Origin of the sequence: Variovorax nitratireducens (genome assembly GCF_051216545.1) — a bacterium.
Taxonomy (GTDB): domain Bacteria; phylum Pseudomonadota; class Gammaproteobacteria; order Burkholderiales; family Burkholderiaceae_C; genus Variovorax.
Genome location: NZ_JBPJZO010000006.1, coordinates 63,852 through 85,909, shown reverse-complemented (window position 1 = coordinate 85,909; position 22,058 = coordinate 63,852). Strand labels below are relative to the sequence as shown.

Genomic DNA, 22,058 nt, shown 5'->3' with positions numbered 1-22,058 from the left:
TGCCCCGAAACGGGAAGGCAGGGCGATGAAGAACAACTGCACGAAAACACTACGCGGATGGTTGGTGGCAACGGCCGCAATGCTGGCTGCGGGCGTGCAGGCCGGCGGGCACTTCGACGTCGATGACGCCGGCACGCTCGACCCAGGCCAATGCCAGTACGAAGCCTGGGTCAGTCGCGCCGGCAGCAATCCCGCCACCCACGGGCTGCACCTGGGCCCGGCCTGCCGCGTCGGGCCGGTCGAGCTGGGGCTCAATGTCGACCGCTTCTCCACGTCCGGCGAGCGGGCAACCACCTACGTCGGCCCCCAACTCAAGTGGACGTTCTACGGCCAGGGCGCCGACGCAACGGTTTCAGCCGCAGTGTCGGCCGGCGCGACCTTCGATGTGACGCGCGGCGGCCGCGCCGGCGGTCAACTCCTATTGCCGGTGACCTGGCGCGCGCTCGACAGCCTGCAGCTGCACGCCAACCTCGGCACCGACTGGGCCACCGGCACCGGCGAGCGCACCGGCCGCGGCGGCGTGCAGGCCGAATGGGCGATCAACGACACCGTCTCGCTGATCGCCGAACGCAACCGCGCCTACGGCCTCTGGACCTCACGCATCGGCGCGCGCTTCAGCCTGACGCCGCTGATCAGCATCGACGTCAGCGCCGCGCGCACCGGCAGCGGTAGCGATCGCGTCAAGAGCCTGGTGATCGGGCTGAACCACGAGTTCAGTTTGCGTTGACGGCACCCCGGAGCGCATCGAGGATGGCCGGGTTCCTGCAGTTGGGCGACTGAACCTCTCTTCCGCGCGAAGCCCGGGGCTCAGACCAGCTCCGCACCTTCGACCAGAAAACGCACGCGCCGAACGCCTTGCCATTCGTCGGCGTCGAGCCGGAATGCGAGTTTCACGCGCGCCGGCAGCGGCTCGGTATGGCCGAACCAGATGCCGTCGACGGGCTGGCCCTGGTGCTTGAGCTTGAGGGCCAGGTGCTTTTCGCCGACCAGGCGTTGTGACACCACCTCGACCTCTTCGCTGAAGGTCGGCGGCGCAAAACCCTGGCCCCAGACTTCGCGATGCAGGGTGTCGACCAGATCGACGCGCATGTACTCGCGCGCCAGCGGCCCGTCGGTCTCGATCTGCCGCGTGAGCGCTGCGGCGGCCAGCCACTCCTGCGCAACCTGGGCCATCGCCTGCTCGAAGGTGTCGAAGTGCGCTTGGGCCACGGTGCAGCCGGCCGCCATGGCATGGCCACCGAAGCGCAGCAGCACGCCCGGATGGCGCTTGGCCACGAGGTCGAGCGCATCGCGCAGGTGAAAGCCCGGGATCGAGCGGCCCGAACCCTTGAGCTCATGTTCCTTGCCCGGCGCGGCGCTGGCAGCGAACACGAAGGTGGGGCGGTGAAAGCGGTCCTTGATGCGCGAGGCGACGATGCCGACCACGCCTTCGTGGAACTCGGCGTCGAACACGCTGATGGCGGCCGGCGGCGCTTCGTTCTCGTCGAACAGCGACTCGGCCAGCAGCAGCGCCTGGTCGCGCATGCCGCCTTCGATGTCGCGCCGCTCGCGGTTGATGCCGTCGAGCGTGCGCGCCAGTTCGTCGGCACGGGCGGGATCGTCGGTCAAAAGGCATTCGATGCCGAGCGTCATGTCGGCCAGGCGGCCGGCCGCATTGATGCGCGGGCCGAGTGCAAAACCGAAGTCGAAGGTCGTGGCCACGGCTGCGGTACGGCCGGCGGCCTTGAACAGCGCTGCGATGCCGGCCGGCATCTGGCCGGCCCGGATGCGGCGCAGGCCCTGCGCGACCAGGCGCCGGTTGTTGGCATCGAGCCTGACCACATCGGCCACGGTGCCCAAAGCCACCAGCGGCAGCAGCACGTCGAGCTTAGGTTGTGGACTCGATGCCTCCCGGCTTGCCACCTCGTGTGCTTCGCCACCCCCCGCGGGGGAGGCTCGCCCGCCTTGGGGCGGCCCGGCGCCAGGCGCGGCATCGAACACGCCGCGCTTGCGCAGTTCGGCGCGCAAGGCCAGCAGCACATAGAACATCACGCCGACGCCCGCGATGCTCTTGCTCTCGAAATCGCAGCCGGGTTGGTTCGGGTTCACCAGCACGTCGGCGGCCGGCAGTTCGGGGCCGGGCAGGTGGTGGTCGGTCACCAGCACCGCGAGGCCGCGCGCCTTGGCAGTGGCCACGCCCTCAACACTCGCGATGCCGTTGTCGACCGTGATCAGCATGTCGGCGCCTTTCGCGGCCACGCGCTCGGCGATCGGCGGCGTGAGGCCGTAGCCGTCGACCACGCGATCGGGCACCAGATAGCTCACCTGCCTGGCGCCGAGCAGCTTGAGGCCGCGTACTGCGACCGCGCAGGCGGTTGCGCCATCGCAGTCGTAGTCGGCCACGATGCACAGGTGCTTGTCGTCGCGGATCGCATCGGCCAGCAGCACGGCGGCCTGGGCCGTACCCCGCAGCGTGGCGGGCGCCAGCAGGCGCGCCAGCCCGTCGTCGAGTTCGTCCTTGCCCAGCACCCCGCGCGCGGCGTAGAGGCGGGCCAGCAAAGGGTGGACGCCGGCCTGTTCGAGCGCCCACACGCTGCGGGGCGGAATGTCGCGCGCGATGATCTTCACAGCGTCCCCAGCACGGTGGCCGCGCGCGAGCGGTTGAACAGGCGCTTGACCCAGCCCGACAGGCCACGCGGCCCGCCGGCGAAGCGCTGCGCATCCAGGTCGCCGCAGAGCGTGAGCATCACATCGGCGCCGCGCTCGCAGTCGGCCAGCAGTTCGGCGACCGGGCCGGCATCGGCCGCGGCCCAGGCCGCGGCCCAGCCCGCGCCATCGTCGTGCAACGCCGGCACGCGCAGCAGCTCGACCACCGTCGGCGCTGCACCTTCGGGCGGTATCGCGGCGGGCAACGCGCCGGTGCCGCTGAGCCAGAACGAGTTGATCGGCGGCAGGCCTCGCGCCGTACGGTCGTCGTTCACGCGCTCGGTGTAGAGCAGCATCTGGATCTCGTTCTGCAGGCGGCGCAGCGGCCGGCCCGCATCGGTGACCGGCGACCACTGCGAAATGGAGTTGCCGATGGCCCGGTCCAGCGAGGCGGTGGGCAGGCCGCGGAACAGTTCGCCGCTCGCCAGCCAGCGGCCGGGCAGCGCGCCGCCGTGCAGCCGGATGCCGTCGTCCTCGAACAGCGGTTGCGCCGCATCGCGCAGGCTTTGCGATTCGGCCGCGCTGAGCTGGGTTTGCGCTGGTTCGCCCAGCACTACGTCGCGGAGGTCGACCTGCCAGTGGCACAGGTCGAGCCAGCCCCAGGCCATGTCGCCTTCGCTGCCGGGCAGGCCGAGCGCGCGCGCTTCGCGGGCGGCCCAGGGGATGCAGCCATCGGGCGCAGCGAGGCCGAGCGCCGCGGCCAGTGCGCGCTCGTGCGGCGGCGAGAAGGTGCTGTCGTCCTGCGCGTCGGTGGCGGCGGGCGCCAGCCGGGCGAGCAGGGCTTCAAGCTTCGGCAACTGCAGCCCGGGCGTCGCGGCACGGCAGGCGGGGGAACCCCGGCCGGCAAAGGGGATCAGTAGATGACGGGCTGGAGAGGTTTCGGCCATGGTTCCATTGTCCCGGAAGCCCATCGCGACCGGGATGCCACAATTCCGCCCCTATGCGACTTCCCTACGAACTGCAACTCGGCTGGCGCTACACGCGCGCCGGCCGGGCCACGCGGCGCAACGGCTTCATCTCCTTCATCTCCGGTGTCTCGATGCTCGGCATCGCGCTGGGCGTGGCGGCGCTGATCATCGTGCTCTCGGTCATGAACGGCTTCCAGAAAGAGGTGCGCGACCGCATGCTCGGCGTGGTGTCGCACATCGAGATCCTCTCGCGCGACGGCCAGGCGCTGCAGGAGCTCGGCCCGATCATGGAGGCCGCGCGCAAGAACCCTGAGGTGATCGGCGTGGCGCCCTTCATTGCCACCCAGGCCCTGATCGCGCGTGGCGAAGACATGAAGGGCACGCTGGTGCGCGGCATCGAGCCGCAACTGGAGCCGCAGGTGACCGACATCGCCACCACCGCGCAGAAGGGCGCGCTGGCCCGCCTGGTGCCGGGCGAGTTCGGCATCGTGCTCGGCGGCGAACTGGCGCGCTCGCTGTTCGTGCGCGAGGGCGACCAGGTCACGCTGGTGGCGCCCGGTGGCCAGGTCACGCCGGCCGGCGTGGTGCCGCGGCTCAAGCAGTTCACCGTGATCGGCACCTTCGACTCGGGCCACTACGAATACGACTCGGCGCTGGCCATGATCCACGAGCAGGACGCGGCACGCGTGTTCCGCCTGGAAGGCCCGACCGGCATCCGCATCAAGCTCAAGGATCTGAACCTGGCACGCGAAGTGGCCGACCAGCTCGCCGCCACGCTGCCCGGCCAGTTCCTGATCCGCGACTGGACGCGCCAGAACAAGACCTGGTTCGCCGCGGTGCAGGTCGAGAAACGCATGATGTTCATCATCCTCACGCTGATCGTCGCGGTGGCGGCGTTCAACCTGGTGTCGACGCTGGTGATGACCGTGACAGACAAGCGCGCCGACATCGCGATCCTGCGCACGCTGGGCTCCAGCCCGCGCAGCATCATGGGCATCTTCGTGGTGCAGGGCGCGATGGTCGGCATGATCGGCACCGTGGCCGGCCTGCTGCTGGGCCTGGGCATCGCCTACAACATCGACGTGATCGTGCCCTTTCTGGAGCAGTTGTTCCACGCGAGCTTCCTGCCGAAGGACATCTACCTGATCAGCAAGATGCCGAGCGACCCGCAACGCAGCGACATCATGCCGATCACCATCATCTCGTTGATCCTGGCGTTCGCGGCGACGCTGTACCCGAGCTGGCGCGCGAGCCGCGTCAACCCTGCCGAGGCGCTGCGCTATGAGTGAGACGAAGACCTTCCAGTCGGGCACGGCCCAGCCCTACATCCGCCCGGTGCTGAAAGTCCGTGGCCTTACCAAGCGCTTCCACGAAGGCCGCATCGACCTCACCGTGCTGCACGGCGTCGACCTCGACGTGCGCGCGGGCGAAACGCTGGCCATCGTCGGTGCTTCGGGTTCGGGCAAGAGCACGCTGCTGCATCTGATGGGCGGGCTCGACGCGCCGACCGCCGGCAGCGTCGAGCTGCACGGCAAGAACATCGCCGGAGTCGATGCGGCCGAGCAGGGCCGCCTGCGCAACCTGCATCTCGGCTTCGTCTACCAGTTCCACCACCTGCTGCCGGAGTTCAGCGCGCTCGACAACGTGGGCATGCCGCTCAGGATCCGGCGCGCGCCCCCGGCCGAGGCGACCGACGCCGCGCACAAGATGCTGGCCGCCGTGGGGCTGGGCGAGCGCGTGCACCATCGGCCCGCGGAGCTTTCGGGTGGCGAACGCCAGCGCGTGGCGATTGCGCGTGCGCTGGTCACCCGGCCCGACTGTGTGCTGGCCGACGAACCCACCGGCAACCTCGACCGCAGCACCGCCGACACCGTCTTCGCGCTGATGCTCGACCTCGCGCGCCGGCACGGCACCGCCTTCGTGATGGTCACGCACGACGAAACGCTGGCGGCGCGCTGCGACCGGGTGCTGCGGCTCACGGCCGGCCGGCTCACCAACGGCCCGGCCACGCTCGCCGGCGCTACAGCACGAACGGAATGAAGCGCCGCGTGCCGCGCATGTAGGCGCGGTACGCATCGCCGAAGTGCTGCAGGCACTCGCGCTCGTCGCGCAGCGCGGTGACGAACAGCAGTACGGTCGCGGCCAGCACCAGGCCAAGGCCGAGCCATGAGAACTGCTTGAGGAACGCGCCCCAGGCCAACAGCATCAGTGCCGTGTACATCGGGTGGCGGATGTAGCGAAAGGCGCCACTGGTCACCAGCGACGAGGTTTTCTCGAAGCCGTAGAGCGCCGCATCCGCACGTTCCTGCGTGGGTTTGCCGAGTCGCTTGAGCAAGCGCACTGCATGGATTGGCAGCCAGGCCGACGCGATCAGCAGCGCCCACGACAGAAGTTGGTGCGGCGCGAGCGGATCGCGATCCCATACCGGCAGGTTGAGCAGCACCAGCGCCAGGATGCACTCCCACGCAAAGAAGCGGTAGAAGCCGTGCGAGTCCGGCTGCCGCAGCGCACCACGCGACACATAGACCAGAACCGCGGAAAGAAGGACAAAGGCCAGCGCATGAAACAGCATGGAGGCCGAATCTACACGGCCGCCTGCCGGCGCTCCGCCGGTTCTCCGTCGGCTATGCCTTCGGCTTGTAGGCCACCACGTCGATCTCGACCTTGGCGTCGACCATCAGGCGTGCCTCGGTGGTCGAGCGGGCGGGGCGGTTGGCACCGAAGTAGCCCATGTAGATGCGGTTGAACGCACCGAAGTCGCGCGCATCCTGCAGCCAGACCGTGGTCTTGCACACATCGTCGAGCGTGGCGCCGGCCAGAGCGAGCACGGTCTTCAGGTTTTCCATCACCTGGCGCGTCTGCGCCTCGATGCCGCCGACCACGATCTCGCCCTCGGCATTGGCAGGCACCTGGCCCGACACATAGACGAAGTCGCCGGCCCGCACGGCCGGGGAGAACGGGCGCACCTGGCGATCCGATGCGTTGGGCGAACCACCCAGAAATTCGAGAGACATGAAGACTCCTTGGAAGAGAGAATGAAATTCTATTTCACAAAATTACGCGGAATACCGGGTAAATACCCATGTTTTGGCATGAATGATGCTTCAAAGTCCGCTCATTGTGAAAGTGTTTTTCAAACTGACGGCCCCACGAAGGAGTTTCTTCATGCTCGCAGCACCCTCCAAGCGCGCTTTCCTCGGCGCATCCCTGCTCGCCGCGCTCTGCGCTGCAGCGCCGGCCCAGGCCCAGGCGCCACGCAATTTCGCGACGCTGGCGATGGTGGCCGAGCCGCAGACGCTCGACCCGATGGCGTCGACCGCCGACCTGGTCGGAACGATCATGCAGCACGTCTACGAAACCCTCTACACCTTCGACGCCAAATGGAACGTGGTGCCGATGCTGGCCGAATCGCTCCCCAAGGTGTCGGCCGACGGCAAGACCTATGCGATCACCTTGCGCCGCGGCGTGATGCTGCACAACGGGCGCGAGCTCAATGCCGACGATGTGGTCGCCAGCCTGCAGCGCTGGATGGAGCAGTCGCCGCGCGGCAAGGCCGTGGGCAAGGTGGTCGACAACCTCCAGGCCAAGGGCCCGCTGGCGCTCGAGATCGTGCTGAAGGAACCCTATGCACCGCTGCTGTCGCAGCTCGCGCTGCCGAGCGGCATGGCGGCCATCATGGCGAAGGATTCGATCGCGCAGCCGCTGAAAGACTTCGTCGGCACCGGCCCCTACAAGTTCAAGGAACGCAAGCCCGACCAGTACGTGCTGCTCACGCGCTTCGACAAATACAGCGCGCGCAAGGAGCCGGCCAGCGGCTACGGCGGCAAGCGCGAAGCGGCGATCGAAGAGCTGCGCTTCGTGCCGGTGCCAAACGCCAGCACGCGCGTTGAAGGCTCGCTCGCCGGCCAGTACGACTTTGCCGACCTGCTGCCGACCGAGGCACTGTCGCGGCTTGAGAAGGCGGCCGGCAAGACGGTGCCGATCATGACGCCGGCCTTCGGCTTTCCCTACCTCGTGTTGAACACCAAGGAAGGCGTGGCCGCCAACCAGGCCGTGCGCCAGGCGATCCAGATCGCGCTGGGCGAGGGCGAGATGCTGGCCGCGGGTTTCGGCGACACGCGCTTCTTCGTGGCCGAAGGCAACCACTTCCCGAAGGGCTCGCCGTACTACGCGACCGGCGGCACCGAGCAGTACAACCAGCGCAACGCGCCGAAGGCCAAGGAGGCCGCCGCCAAGGCCGGCTACATGGGCGAGACCATCCGCGTGCTCACCAGCCGCCAGTACGATTTCCACTACAACATGGCGCTGCTGATGGCCGAGCAGCTCAAGCGCGCCGGCTTCAAGGTCGAGCTGAACGTGGTCGACTGGGCCACGCTGGTGCAGCGCCGCAACGACTCGAAGCTGTGGGACATCTACATCACGCACTCGGGCCAGTTCCCGGAACCGATGCTCTCGCCGCCGCAACTCGGCGACGGCGCGCCCGGCTGGTGGGACACACCGGCCAAGAAGGCCGCGCTGCAGGCTTTCAACGTCGAAAGCAACCCGGCCAAGCGCGGCGCGCTGTGGAGCAAGGTGCAGGAGGTTGTCTACACCGAGGTGCCGTACGTGAACGTGGGCAAGTTCAACGGTCTCTCGGCCAGGAGCCCGGCGCTCGACAACTACCAGCCCGCCACCTGGCCGTTCTTCTGGAACGCAAAAATCAAGTAACCCCCCAAGGCTTGCCCACTTCGTGTGGCCGCCCACCCCCCTGCTGGGGGCAATACCAGCGGCCCGGCGAAGCCGGTTCCGCGGTATTCCTGGAATGAGTCCGCACGCCTCGGAGACCTGACATGATTCGCTATCTTTCCTCCCGCCTGGCCGGCATGCTGGTGGTGCTTGCGCTGGTGGCGGTGCTGGTCTTCGTGCTCACGCGCGCGGCCTCGGGCGACCCGGTGTCGGTGCTGCTCGGCGACCAGGCCACAGCGGTCGACATCGCCCGCGTGCAGAAGGAGTACGGCCTGGACAAGCCCCTGCCGGTGCAGTTCGGCTACTGGCTGCGCGAGGTGCTCCAGGGCAACCTGGGTCAGTCGATCTTTCTGCAGCGGCCGGTGACGCAGGCACTGTGGGAGCGGGCCGAGCCGACCACGCTGCTGTCGCTGATGGCGGTGGCCATCGCCGCACTGATCGGCCTGCCGTGCGGCATCGTCTCGGCGGTGTTCCGCGGCAGCTGGATCGACCAGCTCTTTACCGGCATCGCGATGCTCGGCGCCAGCATTCCGAGCTTCTGGTTCGGCATCGTGCTGATCCAGCTTTTCGCGGTGTCGCTCGGCTGGTTTCCGGTGTCGGGCTACGGCGCACCCGATGCGGCACTGGCCGAACGCATCCACGCGCTGATCCTGCCCGCCACGGTGCTCGGCATCCTGAACTCGGCGCTCATCATCCGCTTCACGCGGGCGTCGATGCTCGACGTGCTGGGCGAAGACTATGTGCGCACCGCGCGCTCCAAGGGCCTGTCTGAAACCGTGGTGGTGCTCAAGCACGCGTTGCGCAACGCGCTGGTGCCGATCGTCACCGTGCTGGGCCTCACGGCCGCATTGATGATCGGCGGCGCGGTCGTCACCGAAACCGTGTTCGGCCTCCCGGGCGTCGGCAGCCTGGTGGTCAACGCCGTGCTGCGGCGCGACTACCCCGTGATCCAGGGCGCGCTGCTCGTCATCGCAGCGATCTACGTGCTCATCAACTTCTCGATCGACCTGCTCTACGCCGTCGTCGACCCCCGTGTGAAAGTCTGACCATGCAAATGCCCCGAATGTTGCGGCAACTGATGCACCGGCGCATCGTGATGGTCTCGGCGCTGGTGCTGCTGGTCATCGCCGTGCTGGCGATCGGCGCGCCCTGGTTCGCATCGGCCGACCCGAACGACACGGCCGTGCTGGACCGTCTCAAGGCACCGAGCGCCCAACACCTGATGGGCACCGACGAGCTCGGGCGCGACATGTACGCGCGCATCGTGCACGGCGCACGCTACTCGCTCGCCATCGCGGCGCTCACGGCGCTCGGCTCGGTGGTGTTCGGCACGTTGATCGGGCTGGTGGCCGGCTTCTTCCGCCGGCTCGACGCGCCACTGATGCGCGTGGTCGACGCGATGATGTCCTTCCCCGACATCCTGCTGGCGATCGCGCTGGTCGCGATCCTCGGTGCCTCGCTCGGCAACGTGGTGCTGGCACTGGTGTTGGTCTACACGCCGCGCGTGGCCCGCGTGGTGCGGGCCTCCACGCTGGTGGTGCGCGAGCTGCTGTTCGTCGAGGCGGTGCGTGCGCTGGGCGTGCGCACCTCGCGCATCCTGTGGCGCCACATCCTGCCGAACCTGATGTCGCCGATCCTGGTGCAGGTGTCGTTCATCTTCGCCTACGCGATCCTGGCGGAGGCGGGGCTGTCGTTCCTCGGCGTCGGCGTGCCGCCCGAGATCCCGACCTGGGGCACGATGGTCGCGGGCAGCCAGCAGTACGCGGATCGCGCCTTCTGGGTCGTGCTGTTTCCGGGGCTTGCGATCATCCTGACGGCGCTGTCGCTGCAACTGCTCGGGGACGGCGTGCGTGACCTCCTTGACCCCAAGTTGAAGAAGGCGGCCTAGGATGTCTCTTCTTTGTCGATTCACCGGTGGCCGTTCAGGGCGGGATCACGCCGACGGCGTACCCTGCTCCGCGAATGTCCCCCGGCCTGCGGGCTTCCGCCCCTCCTCCTTTGTTTCGCTGCGCAGGGCACACCATCGGCGTGATCCGTCGGAGCCGTGGTTCATCGCCGCAACTGGCGCAGCGTGTCCCGCGCCGAGGGCATCGGGTGCTCCCCGCAGCGAAATAAAGGAGGAGCCGAAGGCGGGGGACATTCGCGGAGGGGAGTACCCGGTGTCCTCGGCACACGCCCCGAACAGTCGACCGCAATGCAACCACCCGGCAACTCAACACGCGCGCCGGAGCCGCTGAAATGACGACCACCCCCCGCCTCATCGTCAACAACCTGAGCACCAGCTTCCCGACCGAAGACGGCCTCGTCCGCTCGGTCGCCGATGTGAGCTTCTCGATCATGCCCGGCAAGACCACCGCCATCGTCGGCGAATCGGGCTCGGGCAAGTCGGTCACCAGCCTCACGCTGATGCGCCTGCTCCCGAAAACGGCCAATGCACAGGTTCGTGGCGAAACGGCTTTCGTCACGCGCGAAGGAAAGACCGTCGACCTGCTGACACTGGGCGCGCGCGAGATGCGCTCGCTGCGCGGCAACCAGCTCTCGATGATTTTCCAGGAGCCCATGACCAGCCTGAACCCTGTCTTCAAGATCGGCGAGCAGATCGCCGAGAGCGTGCGGCTGCACAAGGGGCTGGACCACAAGGCCGCTCTGGCCCACGCGCTGCGCATGCTCGACCTGGTCGAGATCCCGGCAGCAGCGCAGCGCCTGCACGAATACCCGCACCAGCTCTCGGGCGGCATGCGCCAGCGCGTGATGATCGCGCTCGCCATGGCCTGCGACCCGACCCTGTTGATCGCCGACGAGCCCACCACCGCACTCGACGTGACGATCCAGGCCCAGATCCTTGCGCTGATGCGCCGGCTGCAAGCCGAAACCGGCATGAGCATCCTCTTCATCACGCACAACCTCGGCGTGGTCGCCCACCATGCCGACGACGTGGTCGTGATGTATGCCGGCCGCGTGGTCGAGCATGCGCCGGTGCGGCCGCTGTTCGCGCAGCCCGAACACCCCTACACGCAGGGCCTGCTGGCCTGCCTGCCAGGCAAGGCGGCGCGTGCCGGCCAGCCGCGGCCCAGGCGCCTGTTCGCGATCCGCGGCCAGGTTTCGAGCCCGCTCGCGCCGCCGCCGGGTTGCGCCTTCGAGCCGCGCTGCGACCTGGCCATCTCGGCCTGCCGCGAGTTGATGCCACCGCTGCTCTCCCTGCACCCGGGCCGTGAAGCACGCTGCATCCGCGTGGCCGAATCCCTCAACCTGGCCGAACTGGCGAAGGCCGCATGACCGACCCGACTGCAATCCCCCTGATCGAGGTGCGCCGCCTCAAGAAGTACTTCGGTTCCGGCACGCGTCCGGTGCGTGCGGTGGACGACGTGTCGTTCGCGATCCGCGCCGGCGAAACGCTGGGCCTGGTCGGCGAATCGGGCTCGGGCAAGAGCACCATCGGCCGCACCGTTCTGCGGCTGGTGGAGCGCACCGACGGCGAGGTGTTCTACCGCGGCGAAGACATCGGCAAGTTCGCCGACGAACGCATGCGCAAGCTGCGCAGCAAGCTGCAGATCATCTTTCAGGATCCGTACGCGAGCCTGAACCCGAAGATGCGCGTCCGCGCGATCCTGGCCGAAGCGCTCTCCACGCACGGGCTGCACAAGGGCGCCGCTGCGCGCGACAAGCGCATCGCCGAGCTGCTCGAAACCGTGGGCCTGCGGCCCGAGCATGCGAGCCGCTTCCCGCACGAGTTTTCGGGCGGGCAGCGCCAGCGCATCGGCGTGGCACGCGCGCTCGCGGTGGAGCCCGAATTCATCGTGGCCGACGAGCCGCTGTCGGCGCTCGACGTCTCGATCCAGGCGCAGGTCATCAACCTGCTGGCCGACCTGCGCGAGCGCCTGTCGCTCACCATGCTCTTCATCTCGCACGACCTCGACGTGGTCGAGTACCTGTGCGACCGCGTCGTGGTGCTGTACCTCGGCAAGGTGATGGAGGTGGCGGCCACTGCCGCGCTGTTCGAGCGCCCGACGCATCCCTACACGCAGGCGCTGCTGGCCGCGAGCCCCAAGCCCGATCCGCTGCAGCCGACCGGGCACGTGGCGCTCCAGGGCGACATCCCGAGCCCGATCGCGCCGCCCTCGGGCTGCGTGTTCCGAACGCGTTGCCCGCACGCCATCGAAGCCTGCGCGCAGACTGTGCCGCCGCTGGTCGAAATCGCGCCGGGGCATCATCGCGCCTGCATCCGCACCGATCTCCTGGCGCATACCGCCACATGACATCCATGACCGAACCGAATACGCAAGACTTTCTCGACCCGCTGCTGGACAACGGCTACAAGGGCTACCCGCGCACCCAGCCGGCACGCCGGCGCAGCGACATCGGCGCCGCCGGCTGGAACATGCTGGCCGGCGACCTGCCGCTGCCGCTGGCGGTGCTCAAGCGCGAGGCGCTCGAGCACAACCTGGCCTGGATGCAGGCGCGCGTGCGCGAGTGGGGCGTGGACTTCGCGCCGCACGGCAAGACCACGATGTCGCCGCAGCTCTTTCGCCGCCAGCTCGATGCCGGCGCCTGGGGCATCACCTTCGCCACGGTCACCCAGCTCGCGGTTGGCGTGGCCGCCGGTGCGCGCCACACGCTCATCGCCAACCAGGTGGTGAGCGACGAAGACCTCGGCGGCATCCAGCGGCTGCTGAGCGTCAACGAAGGCCTGCGCATCGTGTTCCTGATCGACTCGCCGGCGCAGCTGGCGCTGATCGACGACTGGGCCGCGCGCCATCCGGAAAGCGTGCCCTTCGAGGTGATGCTGGAGATGGGCATCGAAGGGGCGCGCACCGGCTGCCGCACGCATGCGCAGGCCGTGCAACTGGCCCGCTGCGCGCGCGAGAGCAGTGCGGTGCGGCTGGTCGGCATCGAGTGCTACGAAGGGCAGGGCGCCACCGGCGACAGCGCGGCCGATCGTGCCTACACCGACACGCTGATGGATCGCGTCGACGCCGTTGCACGCGAAGCCGTGGCCAACGGCTGGTTCGAGTGCGACGAGGTGCTGGTGTCGGCCGGTGGCTCCGCCATCTACGACATCGTCTCGACCCGCCTCACGCCTGCACTCGGCAAGCCGGTGCGCGGTCTGCTGCGCTCGGGCTGCTACGTCACGCACGACCATGGCACCTACCAGCGCTACCAGGTGGCCATCGATGCGCGCCTGGGCTGCGACTGCGGCGACAGCCTGCGCGCGGCGATGGAGGTGTGGGCCACGGTGCAGTCGCGGCCCGAGCCGGGGCTCGCGATCGTCGCGATGGGCAAGCGCGACGTGTCCTTCGACCTGTCGATGCCGGTGCCGATCGCACGCGCGGCCCGCGGCGCGACGGCGACCTCGGCCGTGCCACCGGGCTGGCACATCAGCGCGCTGAACGACCAGCACGGCTACCTGCGCTGGAATGCGGGCGAGGAAGCGCTGGCGCCGGTGGTCGGCGAACGCGTCGGCTTCGGCATTTCGCACCCCTGCACCACCTTCGACAAATGGCACTGGATGCCGGTGGTCGAAGACGACTACCGCGTGACAGACGCGGTGTCGATGCACTTCTGATGGCGACCATGACCCTCTCCCTGCTTCAGCGCGTGGCCGAGATCCGCAGCAGTGCGCCGGCGACGCGACGGGCGATCCTCGACCTGATCCTCGAAGACCCGGATCGCGTGCTCGAAGAGAACTTCGAAATGCTGGCCGAACGTTCGCGCAGTTCGGTGCCCACCATCATGCGCACCTGCCGCGACCTCGGCTTTGCCGGCCTGCGCGAGTTCAAGCTCGCGCTCGCGCAGGAACTCGCACTCGGCGGCTCGCCGCTGCACCGCCGCGTCAACATCGAGGACGCGGCCGGCGACGTGGTCGCCAAGATCGTGCGCAGCGCAGCTGCCTCGGTGTCCGGCGTGCGCAACCAGCTCGACATGGCTGTGCTCGACGGCGCCGTGGCGGCCATCGCCGCCGCGCCGCATGTCGACCTGTACGGCGCCGGCGCCACCTCCTGGTTCATGGCGAGCGACCTGCAGGCGCGCCTGTTCCGGCTCGGCCTGTCGGCCAACGCCTGGTCGGACTACCACCTGCAGCAGGTGGCGGGTGCGGCGCAGCGCCCCGGTGGCGTGGTTATCGCCATCTCGCACGTCGGCGGCATGCCGTCGCTGCTCGACGCCATCGACATCGCGCGCGGCCAGGGCGCCAAGGTGGTCGCGCTCACGCGGCCCGGCACGGCGCTGGCCGCGAAGGCCGACTTCCTGCTCGGGCTTTCGGTGCCCGACGACGCTGTGATGCATGTCGGCATCGACGCCTACCTTGCGCACCTCACCGTGATCGAAATCCTCACCGTGCTGGTGGCGCAGCGCCGCGGCGCCCCGGCCGTGCAGCGGCTGCAGCGCGCGCGCGAAGCCTTCCAGCGCCACGGCATCGATGCGAGCACCCATCCGCTGCAGAGCTGGGATGGCGGCGGCATCGGGAGGGAGGCGTCATGAGCATGCCCGTGCTGCTCGAAGCGGGACTGGTGGTCGACGGTTCCGGCGGCCCGGCCTGGCCGGGCGACGTGCTACTGGCCGGCGACCGCATCGTGGCGCTCGGCGAGGGCCTGCGCGCGCGGCTGCCCGAAGGCATGGCCGCGCAAGACATCGACGTCGTCGACTGTCGCGGCAAGGTCATCGCACCCGGCTTCATCGACGTCCACACGCACGACGACGCGATCGTGCTGCGCGACCCGCTGTGCCTGCCGAAGGTGTCGCAGGGCATCACGACCGTGGTCACCGGCAACTGCGGCATCTCGCTCGCGCCCTACCGCACGCCGCAATCGAAGCCACCGCTCACGCTGCTCGGCGCCGATTCATTCCGGCATGCGTCGATGGCGTCGTACCGCGCCGCGGTCGATGCGGCCCGGCCTGCGCTCAACGTGGCGGCGCTGGTCGGCCACACCACGCTGCGCTTCGCGGCGATGGCGGCGCTCGACCGGCCCGCCAACCCCGACGAGGCCGCGCACATGGCCGCGCTGCTCGATGCCTGCATGGCCGAGGGCGCGCATGGGCTTTCTTCGGGCCTGTTCTACGAAGAGGCGTTCCAGGCACCGGCCGAGGAGGTCACGGCGCTCGCGCGCATCGTCGCGCGCCACGGCGGCGTCTATGCGACGCACCTGCGCAGCGAGATGGCGGCCATCGTCGAGGCGCTGCATGAGGCCGGCGACACGGCGTTCGGCGCCGGCGTGCCGCTCGTCATCTCGCACCACAAATGCGCCGGCCCGGCCAACTGGGGTCGCACGAAAGAGACGCTGCCGCTGATCGAGGCGCTGGCGCAGCGCCAGCCCATCTCGATGGACGTCTATCCCTATGTGGCCGGCTCGACCGTGCTGCGCGAAGACCTGGTCGACGGCGTGATCGATGTGCTGCTCACCTGGTCGGATCCGCACCCGGGCATGACCGGTCGCCTGCTGTCCGACATCGCCGCCGAATGGAGCGTCGACCAGAAGGAGGCCTGCCGGCGCCTGCAACCGGGCGGCGCCTGCTACTTCCAGATGCAGGAGGAAGACGTGGAGCGCGTCATCGCGCATCCGCTCACGATGATCGGCAGCGATGGCCTGCCGCACGACCGGCATCCGCATCCGCGCCTGTGGGGCGCGTTCCCGCGCGTGCTGGCGCGCTACTGGCGCGAGCGCCGCCTGTTCACGCTGGAGCAGGCCATCCACAAAATGACCGGCATGACCGCGCGCAACCTGCGCATCGCCGACCGGGGCCTGCTGCGCGTCGGCGCCATGGCCGATGTGGTGGTGTTCGACCCGGAGACGGTGCGCGACACCGCTACCTACGACCAGCCGCACGGCGTCAGCGAAGGCATCGTGCAGGTGTTCGTCAACGGAGCCTGCGCCTATCGCGGCGGCGAAGCGCGCGTGCTGGCGCGGGCCGGGCGCATGCTCACGCGCGCCGGCGCGGCCTGATCAGCCTGCGATCGAATAGCCGCCGTCGACAGGTATCGCGGTGCCGGTCAGAAAGTCCGACGCCGCACTGGCGAGGAACACCGCGACGCCGGCCAGATCCTTCGGCTGGCCCCAGCGGCCGGCCGCGGTGCGCGCGATCACGCGTTCGTGGAGGCCGGGCACCTGGGTGCGGGCGTTGTCGGTCAGGGCGGTCTGGATCCAGCCCGGCAGCACCGCGTTGACCTGGATGTTGTCGACGGCCCAGGCGGCCGCCATCGACTTGGTGAGCTGCACGATGCCGCCCTTGCTGGCGCCGTAGACCGGCGCGAACGACGCGCCGAAGATCGACATCATCGAGCCGATATTGATGATCTTGCCGCCGCCCGCAGCCTTGAGTTGCGGGTACGCGGCGCGGCAGCACAGGAAGGCACTGGTGAGGTTGGTGTCCATCACCTGATGCCACTCGGCCAGAGAGAGCTGGTCTGGCGGCTTGCGTACATTGATGCCGGCGTTGTTGATAAGGATGTCGAGTCGGCCGCACCGCTCGGCCATTTGCGCGAACAGCGCCGTGACCGCAGCCTCGTCCGTCAGGTCCGCCGCGAGCGCGAACGCATCACTGCCGAGCGCTTTGAGCGCTTCGACCGCCGCCGCCGACTTCTGCGCATTGCGCGCCGCGATCACCACGCGCGCCCCGGCTTGCGCCAGACCTTCTGCCATGCCAAGGCCGATGCCCCCGTTGCCGCCCGTGACCAGCGCGACCTTGCCTTCAAGATTGAACATGGGTGCGTGCAGCCTGGAGGCGCCCTACAGAATTCTGTTGAACCAGAACAGCGAGAGCCCGGCCGACAGCAGCACCAGGACCGCGGCGCCGAGAGCAAACAGCGCCGAGACCTCGGTTTCCTTCTTCTCGACGGTCAGGCGGGAGCTCAGCGTGGTATAGACCTTCTTGAGGTCGTCCGCCGACCCAGCGTAGTAATACTCGGCCTGGGTCTTGTTGGCCACTGCCTTGAGCGCTTCTTCGTCGAGACGCACGCGCATCGACCAGCCTTCGAAGCCGATGGTCTCGCCATCGACCGTGCCGATGCCGACCGTGTAGACGCGCACGCCGCGGTCGGCGGCCGCCTTGGCCGCATCAAGCGGGTCGACGCCGGTGGTGCGCTGGCCGTCGGTCAGCATGATGATCGCGGCCGAGGTGTAGGAGCCTGGTGCCACCGGAGTGAACTCCTTGGGGCCGCCTTTGCCGGCCTGCTCGATCGCCACGCCGCGCTGGCGGCTTTGCGGGCCGAATTGCGAAACGTCGATGCCGGCGTCCGGGAACAGGGCCGCGAGCGACACCACGATCGCGTTGCCGGTGGCGGTGGCGCGCTGCAGCTGGAACGCGTCGATGGCGGTCACCAGGTCGTCGCGGTTCACCGTCGGCAACTGCGCCACGGTGGCGCTGCCGGCAAAGGCGACGATGCCGACCTTCACGTTGCGCGGCAAGTCCTTGATGAAGCCCTTGGCCGCTTCCTGCGCCGCCACCAGGCGGTTCGGCAGCACGTCGGTCGCGCGCATGCTGCCCGACACGTCCATCGCCAGGATGATGGTCTGCTGGTTGGTCGGCAGCAGCACCACGGCCATGGGCCGCGCGGCTGCGACGAGCAGCGCAGCCATGGCAAGGAGGAAGAGCAAGGGCGGAATGTGGCGCCGAACGCTCTGGCCGGCGCCCATGGCTTCGCGCACGATCGACAGGCTGGCGTAGCGCAGCGCCAGCTTTTTCTTGCGCCGCATGAGCCAGACATACATCAGCACCAGCAGCGGCAGCGCGAGCAGGAGCCAGAGGAACTGGGGCCAGAGAAAGTTCATGCTGCCACCGCTTTCAGGTTGGCCGCGCTGCCGGCGCGCACGCGGCGCTTGCGCATGTCGGCAAAACGCACGATCGATTCGACCAGGTCGTCCGCGGTCGAGAGTTCCAGCGCATCGACACCGGCCTTGGCCAGCGCAGCGCGCAAGGTGGCTTCGCGCTCGGCTGCCAGGCGCACGAAGCGCTTGCGGAAGCCGGCGTCGTGCGTGTCGACCCAGAGCTGTTCGCCGGTTTCGGCATCGGTCAGCGGCACCAGGCCGAGGTCGGGCAGTTCAAGTTCAAGCGGGTCGTACAGTCGCACCGCCACCACCTCGTGCCGCTGCGCCAAGAGGCCCAGCGGCTTCTCCCAGCCGGGCTCGCTCAGAAAGTCGGACACCACGAAAACGGTGGAACGGCGCTGCATCAGCATGGCCGCCGACTGCAACAGGTCGGCCAGCCGCGTCATGCCCTGGCCAGGACGCAGTGCGGCCGCGCGGCGCTCCATCGAGTGCAGCAGGTGGAGTACATGGCGACGCCCGCTGCGCGGCGGAATCACCGCTTCGAGGTCGTTGCCGTAGACCAGCGCGCCGACGCGGTTGCCATGCCGCGTGAGCAGCCGGGCCAGCACGCCGACGAAGCCGGCCGAGATCTCGCGCTTGGCCCTGAGGCCGGAGCCGAAGTCGACCGAACGGCTCAAGTCGAGCACGAACCATGCGGCCATCTCGCGGTCTTCGGTGAACACGCGCACATGCGGCACCTGCAGCCGCGCGGTGACGTTCCAGTCGATGTGCCGGACGTCGTCATGGTGCTGGTATTCGCGCAGGTCGGCCAGATCCAGCCCGGTGCCGCGCATCAGCGTGCGGTAGTCGCCCTGCAGCAGGCCGTCGAGCCGGCGGATGACCGTCCACTCGAGCCGGCGCAGCGCGCGCTCGGCGCCCATCGGCGGCAACGCATCGTTGGCCGCGACATCGGCTGCGGAAGGAGTTTGCCTACGCCACCAGCTTTTCATGGTCGAGCGGCTTGGGTGGCGCGGGCACCGCCCGCATGATCTTGTCGATCAGGCCGTCTGGCGTGAGGCCTTCCGACAGGCCTTCGTAGGACAGCGTGACACGGTGCCGCAGCACATCCGGCACCAGTGCCGTCATGTCTTCGGGCAATGCATAGCTGCGACCGCGCAGCAGCGCCAGCGCGCGCGCGCCTTCGGTCAGGTTGATGCTGGCGCGCGGGCTGGCGCCGAAGGTGATGAAGCGGCGCATGTCCTTCAGGCCGTGCTTCTCGGGATTGCGCGTGGCCGACACCAGCTTGACCGCGTACTGGATCAGCGACGGGTCGACGTAGATGCGCCGCGCTTCGGCCTGCAGCATGCCAAGCTGTTCAGTGGTGGCGACCGGGCTGGCCGTGACCGGCGGGCCGATCACGCGTTGGACGATCACGAACTCTTCCTCGTCGCTCGGGTAGTCGACCAGCACCTTCATCATGAAGCGGTCGACCTGCGCTTCTGGCAGCGGGTAGGTGCCTTCGGTTTCGATCGGGTTCTGCGTCGCCATCACCAGAAACGGCCGCGGCACCTTGTGCGTTTCACCGGCGATGGTCACCTGGCGCTCCTGCATCACCTCGAGCAGCGCGCTCTGCACCTTGGCCGGCGCACGATTGATTTCATCGGCCAGCAGCAGGTTGGCGAACACCGGGCCGAGCGCGGTGCTGAAGTCGCCGGTTTTCTGGTTGTAGATGCGCGTGCCCACCAGATCGGCCGGCACGAGGTCGGGCGTGAACTGGATGCGCTTGAACTGGCCCTGCACGATATCGGCCAGCGTCTTGATGGTGAGGGTCTTGGCCAGGCCCGGAACGCCTTCCACCAGCAGATGGCCTCCGGCCAGCATCGCGACCATCACGCGCTCCAGAAAGCGGTCTTGCCCCACCACCACGCGCTTGACCTGGTAGAGGATCTGTTCCATCAATTCGGCGGTGGCCGCGGCGGACGCGTTCTCTGTGCTCATGCTGCTGGTCTTTCGGTGGGTTCGAGACGTGGTTCAGAAGGGCGGCGTGCCGACGGCCGAAGCCGCGTTCTCGATCGGCACTGCAAAACCTATGCCGATGAAGGTGCGCGCCTGCGTCGGGTTCAGGATGGCGGTCACGATGCCGAGCACCTCGCCGTCCATGTTGACCAGCGGGCCGCCCGAGTTTCCGGGGTTGGCCGCGGCGTCGAACTGGATCAGGTTGCTCAACTCCTGCTTGCCTTCAGGCGAGCGGAATGCGCGCTTGAGGCCCGACACCACGCCCGACGACACCGACGGGCCGATGCCAAATGGAAAGCCGACCGCCACCACCTGGTCGCCCGATTGCAGGCCGTCGGTGGAGCGCATGCTGGCCGCGATCAGGTCGTCCGGAATCTTCTTCGCTTGCAGCACGGCCAGATCGTTTTCGGGCTGCACGTTGATGATGGTGGCGTCCGCTTCCAGGCCGTCGGAGAACGTGACCTTGATCTTCTCGGCGCCGGCCACGACGTGCAGGTTGGTGAGGATCACGCCCTTGTCGATGATGACCACGCCGGTGCCGACGCCGCGTTCCACCTCGCCGGGTGGCGCGGGCGTTTCGGGCGGCTTGCCCTTGGCCAGATTGCGGCCGCGCTTTTCAGTATTGGCTTCGGGCGTGGCCTTTTCGGGGCCGTAGCCGACCACCCGCACGATTGACGGCCGGATGATCTCGGCCGCCTTGGCGGCTGCAGAGGGCAGGGTGTTGGTTTGCAGCGTGCGCAGCACCGCCGCGTCGATGTCTTTTTGGGTCAGCGAGAGGCCGCCGTGACGCGAACCGTAGAAAAACGTGCCGCCGATCAGGCCGGCGCTTGCCAGCAGCAGCAGCGCAAAGCTGCGTCGCCCAGGTTGCCAGCGCCGTGGGGGTGCTGCGAGCGCTGGCGGCGCAATGTCACCGGCTGCATCGGCTGCAGGCAGGTCGTCCGCGGGTGGCGCCGCGCGGGGCGAGCTGCTGTAGAGGGCGGGCCTGCGCATCGGTACACCTCCGGCAAAAGATGACGTGTGGAAGAAGTCACGGTAGCACGCTTTTTACCCTCGTGCATGCCTTCGGGCATCATGCGCCGATGGCTGCCTACATCGACACCCACTGCCACCTCGATGCGCCCGAATTCGGTGCCGAAATGCCCGATGTGCGAGCCCGCGCTGCACGCGCGAACGTAGCGATTTGTGTCATCCCGGCCGTGGCCGCCTCCAACTTCGACACCGTGCGCGAGCTTGCGCACCGCCAGCACGATGCCTATGCGCTCGGCATCCACCCGTTGTGCACCGGCGAGGCGACCGAAGCCGATCTGCAGACGCTCGCGGCCGAACTCGAAATGCGGCGCGGCGACCCGCGGCTGGTGGCGGTCGGCGAGATCGGGCTCGACTTCTTCGTGCCCGGCCTCGACGCCGAGAAGCAGGCGCATTTCTTTCACGCCCAGCTGCAGTTGGCACACCAACACCGCCTGCCGGTCGTCATCCATGTGCGGCGCTCGGTCGACCAGGTGCTGAAGCATCTGCGCCAGGTCGGCGGCAGCACGGCCTGGCACGGCATCGCGCATGCGTTCAACGGCAGCGAGCAGCAGGCCGGTGCCTGTCTGCAACTCGGCCTCAAGCTCGGCTTTGGCGGCGCGGTGACCTTCGAACGCGCGTTGCAATTGCGCCGGCTTGCCGCGAGCCTGCCCGACGATGCGATCGTGCTGGAGACCGACGCGCCCGACATTCCGCCGCATTGGCTCTACCGCACGCAGCAGGAGCGTGCGGCCGGCCAGCCGCAGGGCCGCAACGAGCCGGGCGAACTGCCGCGCATCGCCGGCGTGCTGGCCGCATTGCGGGGGGTCGATGTCGACGCACTCGCGCGCACGACGACACTCAATGCGCTCGCTGCGCTGCCGCGGCTCGCCGCGCTGGTTGACATGTCGGAGAGCTTCCCCGCACCCGCGTAGGCGAACTGCCCGACCTGCCGCGGCGCGGCGGCAGCGCCCCGGTTTGG

Annotated in this window: 21 protein-coding genes; 12 read left to right on the top strand and 9 right to left on the bottom strand. The window is 68.6% G+C overall.

All coding sequences use genetic code 11. From position 1 onward, the window contains the following. The first annotated feature begins 64 nt into the window (after nt 1-64). Nucleotides 65-727 carry a hypothetical protein gene (locus ACSFA8_RS16360; protein WP_435480560.1) on the top strand — a complete coding sequence of 221 codons (663 nt, stop codon included), beginning with the start codon at nt 65-67 and terminating at the stop codon, nt 725-727. A gap of 80 nt (nt 728-807) precedes the next feature. Here the strand turns inward: ACSFA8_RS16360 and recJ are convergent, their stop codons facing one another. Beyond that, nucleotides 808-2,607, bottom strand: a complete 1,800-nt coding sequence (recJ, locus tag ACSFA8_RS16355) for a single-stranded-DNA-specific exonuclease RecJ (RefSeq protein WP_435480559.1) — start codon at nt 2,605-2,607, stop codon at nt 808-810. Further along, nucleotides 2,604-3,572, bottom strand: a complete 969-nt coding sequence (locus tag ACSFA8_RS16350) for a hypothetical protein (RefSeq protein WP_435480558.1) — start codon at nt 3,570-3,572, stop codon at nt 2,604-2,606. Before ACSFA8_RS16350 ends, recJ begins: the two co-directional genes overlap by 4 nt. 53 nt (nt 3,573-3,625) lie before the next feature. Between ACSFA8_RS16350 and ACSFA8_RS16345 the strand changes: the two genes are divergently transcribed. Together ACSFA8_RS16345 and lolD are read left to right on the top strand one after the other, a co-directional pair. After that, nucleotides 3,626-4,882, top strand: a complete 1,257-nt coding sequence (locus tag ACSFA8_RS16345) for a lipoprotein-releasing ABC transporter permease subunit (protein WP_435480557.1) — start codon at nt 3,626-3,628, stop codon at nt 4,880-4,882. Further along, a complete protein-coding gene (lolD, locus tag ACSFA8_RS16340; protein WP_435480556.1) occupies nt 4,875-5,633 on the top strand; it encodes a lipoprotein-releasing ABC transporter ATP-binding protein LolD in 759 nt (252 codons plus the stop codon). The genes ACSFA8_RS16345 and lolD overlap by 8 nt, the downstream gene beginning before the upstream one ends. Here lolD and ACSFA8_RS16335 read toward each other — a convergent pair. Together ACSFA8_RS16335 and ACSFA8_RS16330 are read right to left on the bottom strand one after the other, a co-directional pair. Next, on the bottom strand, nt 5,614-6,165 hold the full coding sequence (locus ACSFA8_RS16335; RefSeq protein ID WP_435480555.1) for a methyltransferase family protein: 552 nt from the start codon (nt 6,163-6,165) through the stop codon (nt 5,614-5,616). The two genes, lolD and ACSFA8_RS16335, sit on opposite strands and share 20 nt — an antisense overlap. Before the next feature lie 52 nt (nt 6,166-6,217). After that, entirely contained in the window at nt 6,218-6,607 is a 390-nt protein-coding gene (locus ACSFA8_RS16330) for a RidA family protein (RefSeq protein ID WP_435480554.1), read from the bottom strand. 151 nt (nt 6,608-6,758) lie between these two features. Here ACSFA8_RS16330 and ACSFA8_RS16325 point away from each other — a divergent pair, with 151 nt between their 5' ends. The 8 genes from ACSFA8_RS16325 to ACSFA8_RS16290 all read left to right on the top strand — a co-directional run bounded on the left by ACSFA8_RS16325 (nt 6,759) and on the right by ACSFA8_RS16290 (nt 16,255). Next, nucleotides 6,759-8,300 (top strand): ABC transporter substrate-binding protein, encoded by a 1,542-nt coding sequence (locus ACSFA8_RS16325; protein WP_435480553.1) that lies wholly within the window; start codon nt 6,759-6,761, stop codon nt 8,298-8,300. A 122-nt stretch (nt 8,301-8,422) separates the two neighbouring features. Then, nucleotides 8,423-9,364 carry an ABC transporter permease gene (locus ACSFA8_RS16320; protein WP_435480552.1) on the top strand — a complete coding sequence of 314 codons (942 nt, stop codon included), beginning with the start codon at nt 8,423-8,425 and terminating at the stop codon, nt 9,362-9,364. A 2-nt stretch (nt 9,365-9,366) separates the two neighbouring features. After that, nucleotides 9,367-10,206 carry an ABC transporter permease gene (locus ACSFA8_RS16315; RefSeq protein ID WP_435480551.1) on the top strand — a complete coding sequence of 280 codons (840 nt, stop codon included), beginning with the start codon at nt 9,367-9,369 and terminating at the stop codon, nt 10,204-10,206. Nucleotides 10,207-10,556: 350 nt separating this feature from the next. Next, the gene (locus ACSFA8_RS16310) at nt 10,557-11,594 is read left to right on the top strand and encodes an ABC transporter ATP-binding protein (RefSeq protein WP_435480550.1); all 1,038 of its coding nucleotides are present in this window, start codon (nt 10,557-10,559) and stop codon (nt 11,592-11,594) included. After that, nucleotides 11,591-12,574: an ABC transporter ATP-binding protein gene (locus tag ACSFA8_RS16305; protein WP_435480549.1), complete on the top strand. Its 984-nt coding sequence runs from the start codon at nt 11,591-11,593 to the stop codon at nt 12,572-12,574. Before ACSFA8_RS16310 ends, ACSFA8_RS16305 begins: the two co-directional genes overlap by 4 nt. Before the next feature lie 5 nt (nt 12,575-12,579). Continuing rightward, nucleotides 12,580-13,881: an amino acid deaminase gene (locus tag ACSFA8_RS16300; protein WP_435480548.1), complete on the top strand. Its 1,302-nt coding sequence runs from the start codon at nt 12,580-12,582 to the stop codon at nt 13,879-13,881. 8 nt (nt 13,882-13,889) lie between these two features. Next, the gene (locus ACSFA8_RS16295; protein ID WP_435480547.1) at nt 13,890-14,795 is read left to right on the top strand and encodes a MurR/RpiR family transcriptional regulator; all 906 of its coding nucleotides are present in this window, start codon (nt 13,890-13,892) and stop codon (nt 14,793-14,795) included. Then, the gene (locus ACSFA8_RS16290) at nt 14,792-16,255 is read left to right on the top strand and encodes an N-acyl-D-amino-acid deacylase family protein (RefSeq protein ID WP_435480546.1); all 1,464 of its coding nucleotides are present in this window, start codon (nt 14,792-14,794) and stop codon (nt 16,253-16,255) included. Before ACSFA8_RS16295 ends, ACSFA8_RS16290 begins: the two co-directional genes overlap by 4 nt. Here ACSFA8_RS16290 and ACSFA8_RS16285 read toward each other — a convergent pair whose 3' ends face one another. The 5 genes from ACSFA8_RS16285 to ACSFA8_RS16265 are packed head-to-tail and all read right to left on the bottom strand — an operon-like array spanning nt 16,256 to nt 21,061. Further along, complete coding sequence (locus tag ACSFA8_RS16285; RefSeq protein WP_435480545.1) at nt 16,256-17,014, bottom strand: SDR family NAD(P)-dependent oxidoreductase; 759 nt, start codon at nt 17,012-17,014, stop codon at nt 16,256-16,258. A 24-nt stretch (nt 17,015-17,038) separates the two neighbouring features. Further along, on the bottom strand, nt 17,039-18,079 hold the full coding sequence (locus tag ACSFA8_RS16280) for a VWA domain-containing protein (RefSeq protein WP_435480544.1): 1,041 nt from the start codon (nt 18,077-18,079) through the stop codon (nt 17,039-17,041). Further along, nucleotides 18,076-19,065: a DUF58 domain-containing protein gene (locus tag ACSFA8_RS16275; protein WP_435480543.1), complete on the bottom strand. Its 990-nt coding sequence runs from the start codon at nt 19,063-19,065 to the stop codon at nt 18,076-18,078. The genes ACSFA8_RS16280 and ACSFA8_RS16275 overlap by 4 nt, the downstream gene beginning before the upstream one ends. Continuing rightward, a complete protein-coding gene (locus tag ACSFA8_RS16270; RefSeq protein ID WP_435480542.1) occupies nt 19,046-20,053 on the bottom strand; it encodes an AAA family ATPase in 1,008 nt (335 codons plus the stop codon). Before ACSFA8_RS16270 ends, ACSFA8_RS16275 begins: the two co-directional genes overlap by 20 nt. 33 nt (nt 20,054-20,086) lie before the next feature. Continuing rightward, the gene (locus tag ACSFA8_RS16265) at nt 20,087-21,061 is read right to left on the bottom strand and encodes a S1C family serine protease (RefSeq protein ID WP_435480541.1); all 975 of its coding nucleotides are present in this window, start codon (nt 21,059-21,061) and stop codon (nt 20,087-20,089) included. A gap of 89 nt (nt 21,062-21,150) precedes the next feature. Between ACSFA8_RS16265 and ACSFA8_RS16260 the strand changes: the two genes are divergently transcribed. After that, nucleotides 21,151-22,011, top strand: coding sequence for a TatD family hydrolase (locus ACSFA8_RS16260; protein ID WP_435480540.1), 861 nt, complete (start codon nt 21,151-21,153; stop codon nt 22,009-22,011). Nucleotides 22,012-22,058: the final 47 nt, after the last annotated feature.

Coding starts and splice junctions, on each gene's coding strand:
- ACSFA8_RS16350 (WP_435480558.1), bottom strand. CDS start 3,572: ATGGCCGAAACCTCTCCAGCCCGTCATCTACTGATCCCCTTTGCCGGC.
- ACSFA8_RS16345 (WP_435480557.1), top strand. CDS start 3,626: ATGCGACTTCCCTACGAACTGCAACTCGGCTGGCGCTACACGCGCGCC.
- lolD (WP_435480556.1), top strand. CDS start 4,875: ATGAGTGAGACGAAGACCTTCCAGTCGGGCACGGCCCAGCCCTACATC.
- ACSFA8_RS16335 (WP_435480555.1), bottom strand. CDS start 6,165: ATGCTGTTTCATGCGCTGGCCTTTGTCCTTCTTTCCGCGGTTCTGGTC.
- ACSFA8_RS16330 (WP_435480554.1), bottom strand. CDS start 6,607: ATGTCTCTCGAATTTCTGGGTGGTTCGCCCAACGCATCGGATCGCCAG.
- ACSFA8_RS16325 (WP_435480553.1), top strand. CDS start 6,759: ATGCTCGCAGCACCCTCCAAGCGCGCTTTCCTCGGCGCATCCCTGCTC.
- ACSFA8_RS16320 (WP_435480552.1), top strand. CDS start 8,423: ATGATTCGCTATCTTTCCTCCCGCCTGGCCGGCATGCTGGTGGTGCTT.
- ACSFA8_RS16315 (WP_435480551.1), top strand. CDS start 9,367: ATGCAAATGCCCCGAATGTTGCGGCAACTGATGCACCGGCGCATCGTG.
- ACSFA8_RS16310 (WP_435480550.1), top strand. CDS start 10,557: ATGACGACCACCCCCCGCCTCATCGTCAACAACCTGAGCACCAGCTTC.
- ACSFA8_RS16305 (WP_435480549.1), top strand. CDS start 11,591: ATGACCGACCCGACTGCAATCCCCCTGATCGAGGTGCGCCGCCTCAAG.
- ACSFA8_RS16300 (WP_435480548.1), top strand. CDS start 12,580: ATGACCGAACCGAATACGCAAGACTTTCTCGACCCGCTGCTGGACAAC.
- ACSFA8_RS16295 (WP_435480547.1), top strand. CDS start 13,890: ATGACCCTCTCCCTGCTTCAGCGCGTGGCCGAGATCCGCAGCAGTGCG.
- ACSFA8_RS16290 (WP_435480546.1), top strand. CDS start 14,792: ATGAGCATGCCCGTGCTGCTCGAAGCGGGACTGGTGGTCGACGGTTCC.
- ACSFA8_RS16285 (WP_435480545.1), bottom strand. CDS start 17,014: ATGTTCAATCTTGAAGGCAAGGTCGCGCTGGTCACGGGCGGCAACGGG.
- ACSFA8_RS16280 (WP_435480544.1), bottom strand. CDS start 18,079: ATGAACTTTCTCTGGCCCCAGTTCCTCTGGCTCCTGCTCGCGCTGCCG.
- ACSFA8_RS16275 (WP_435480543.1), bottom strand. CDS start 19,065: ATGAAAAGCTGGTGGCGTAGGCAAACTCCTTCCGCAGCCGATGTCGCG.
- ACSFA8_RS16270 (WP_435480542.1), bottom strand. CDS start 20,053: ATGAGCACAGAGAACGCGTCCGCCGCGGCCACCGCCGAATTGATGGAA.
- ACSFA8_RS16265 (WP_435480541.1), bottom strand. CDS start 21,061: ATGCGCAGGCCCGCCCTCTACAGCAGCTCGCCCCGCGCGGCGCCACCC.
- ACSFA8_RS16260 (WP_435480540.1), top strand. CDS start 21,151: ATGGCTGCCTACATCGACACCCACTGCCACCTCGATGCGCCCGAATTC.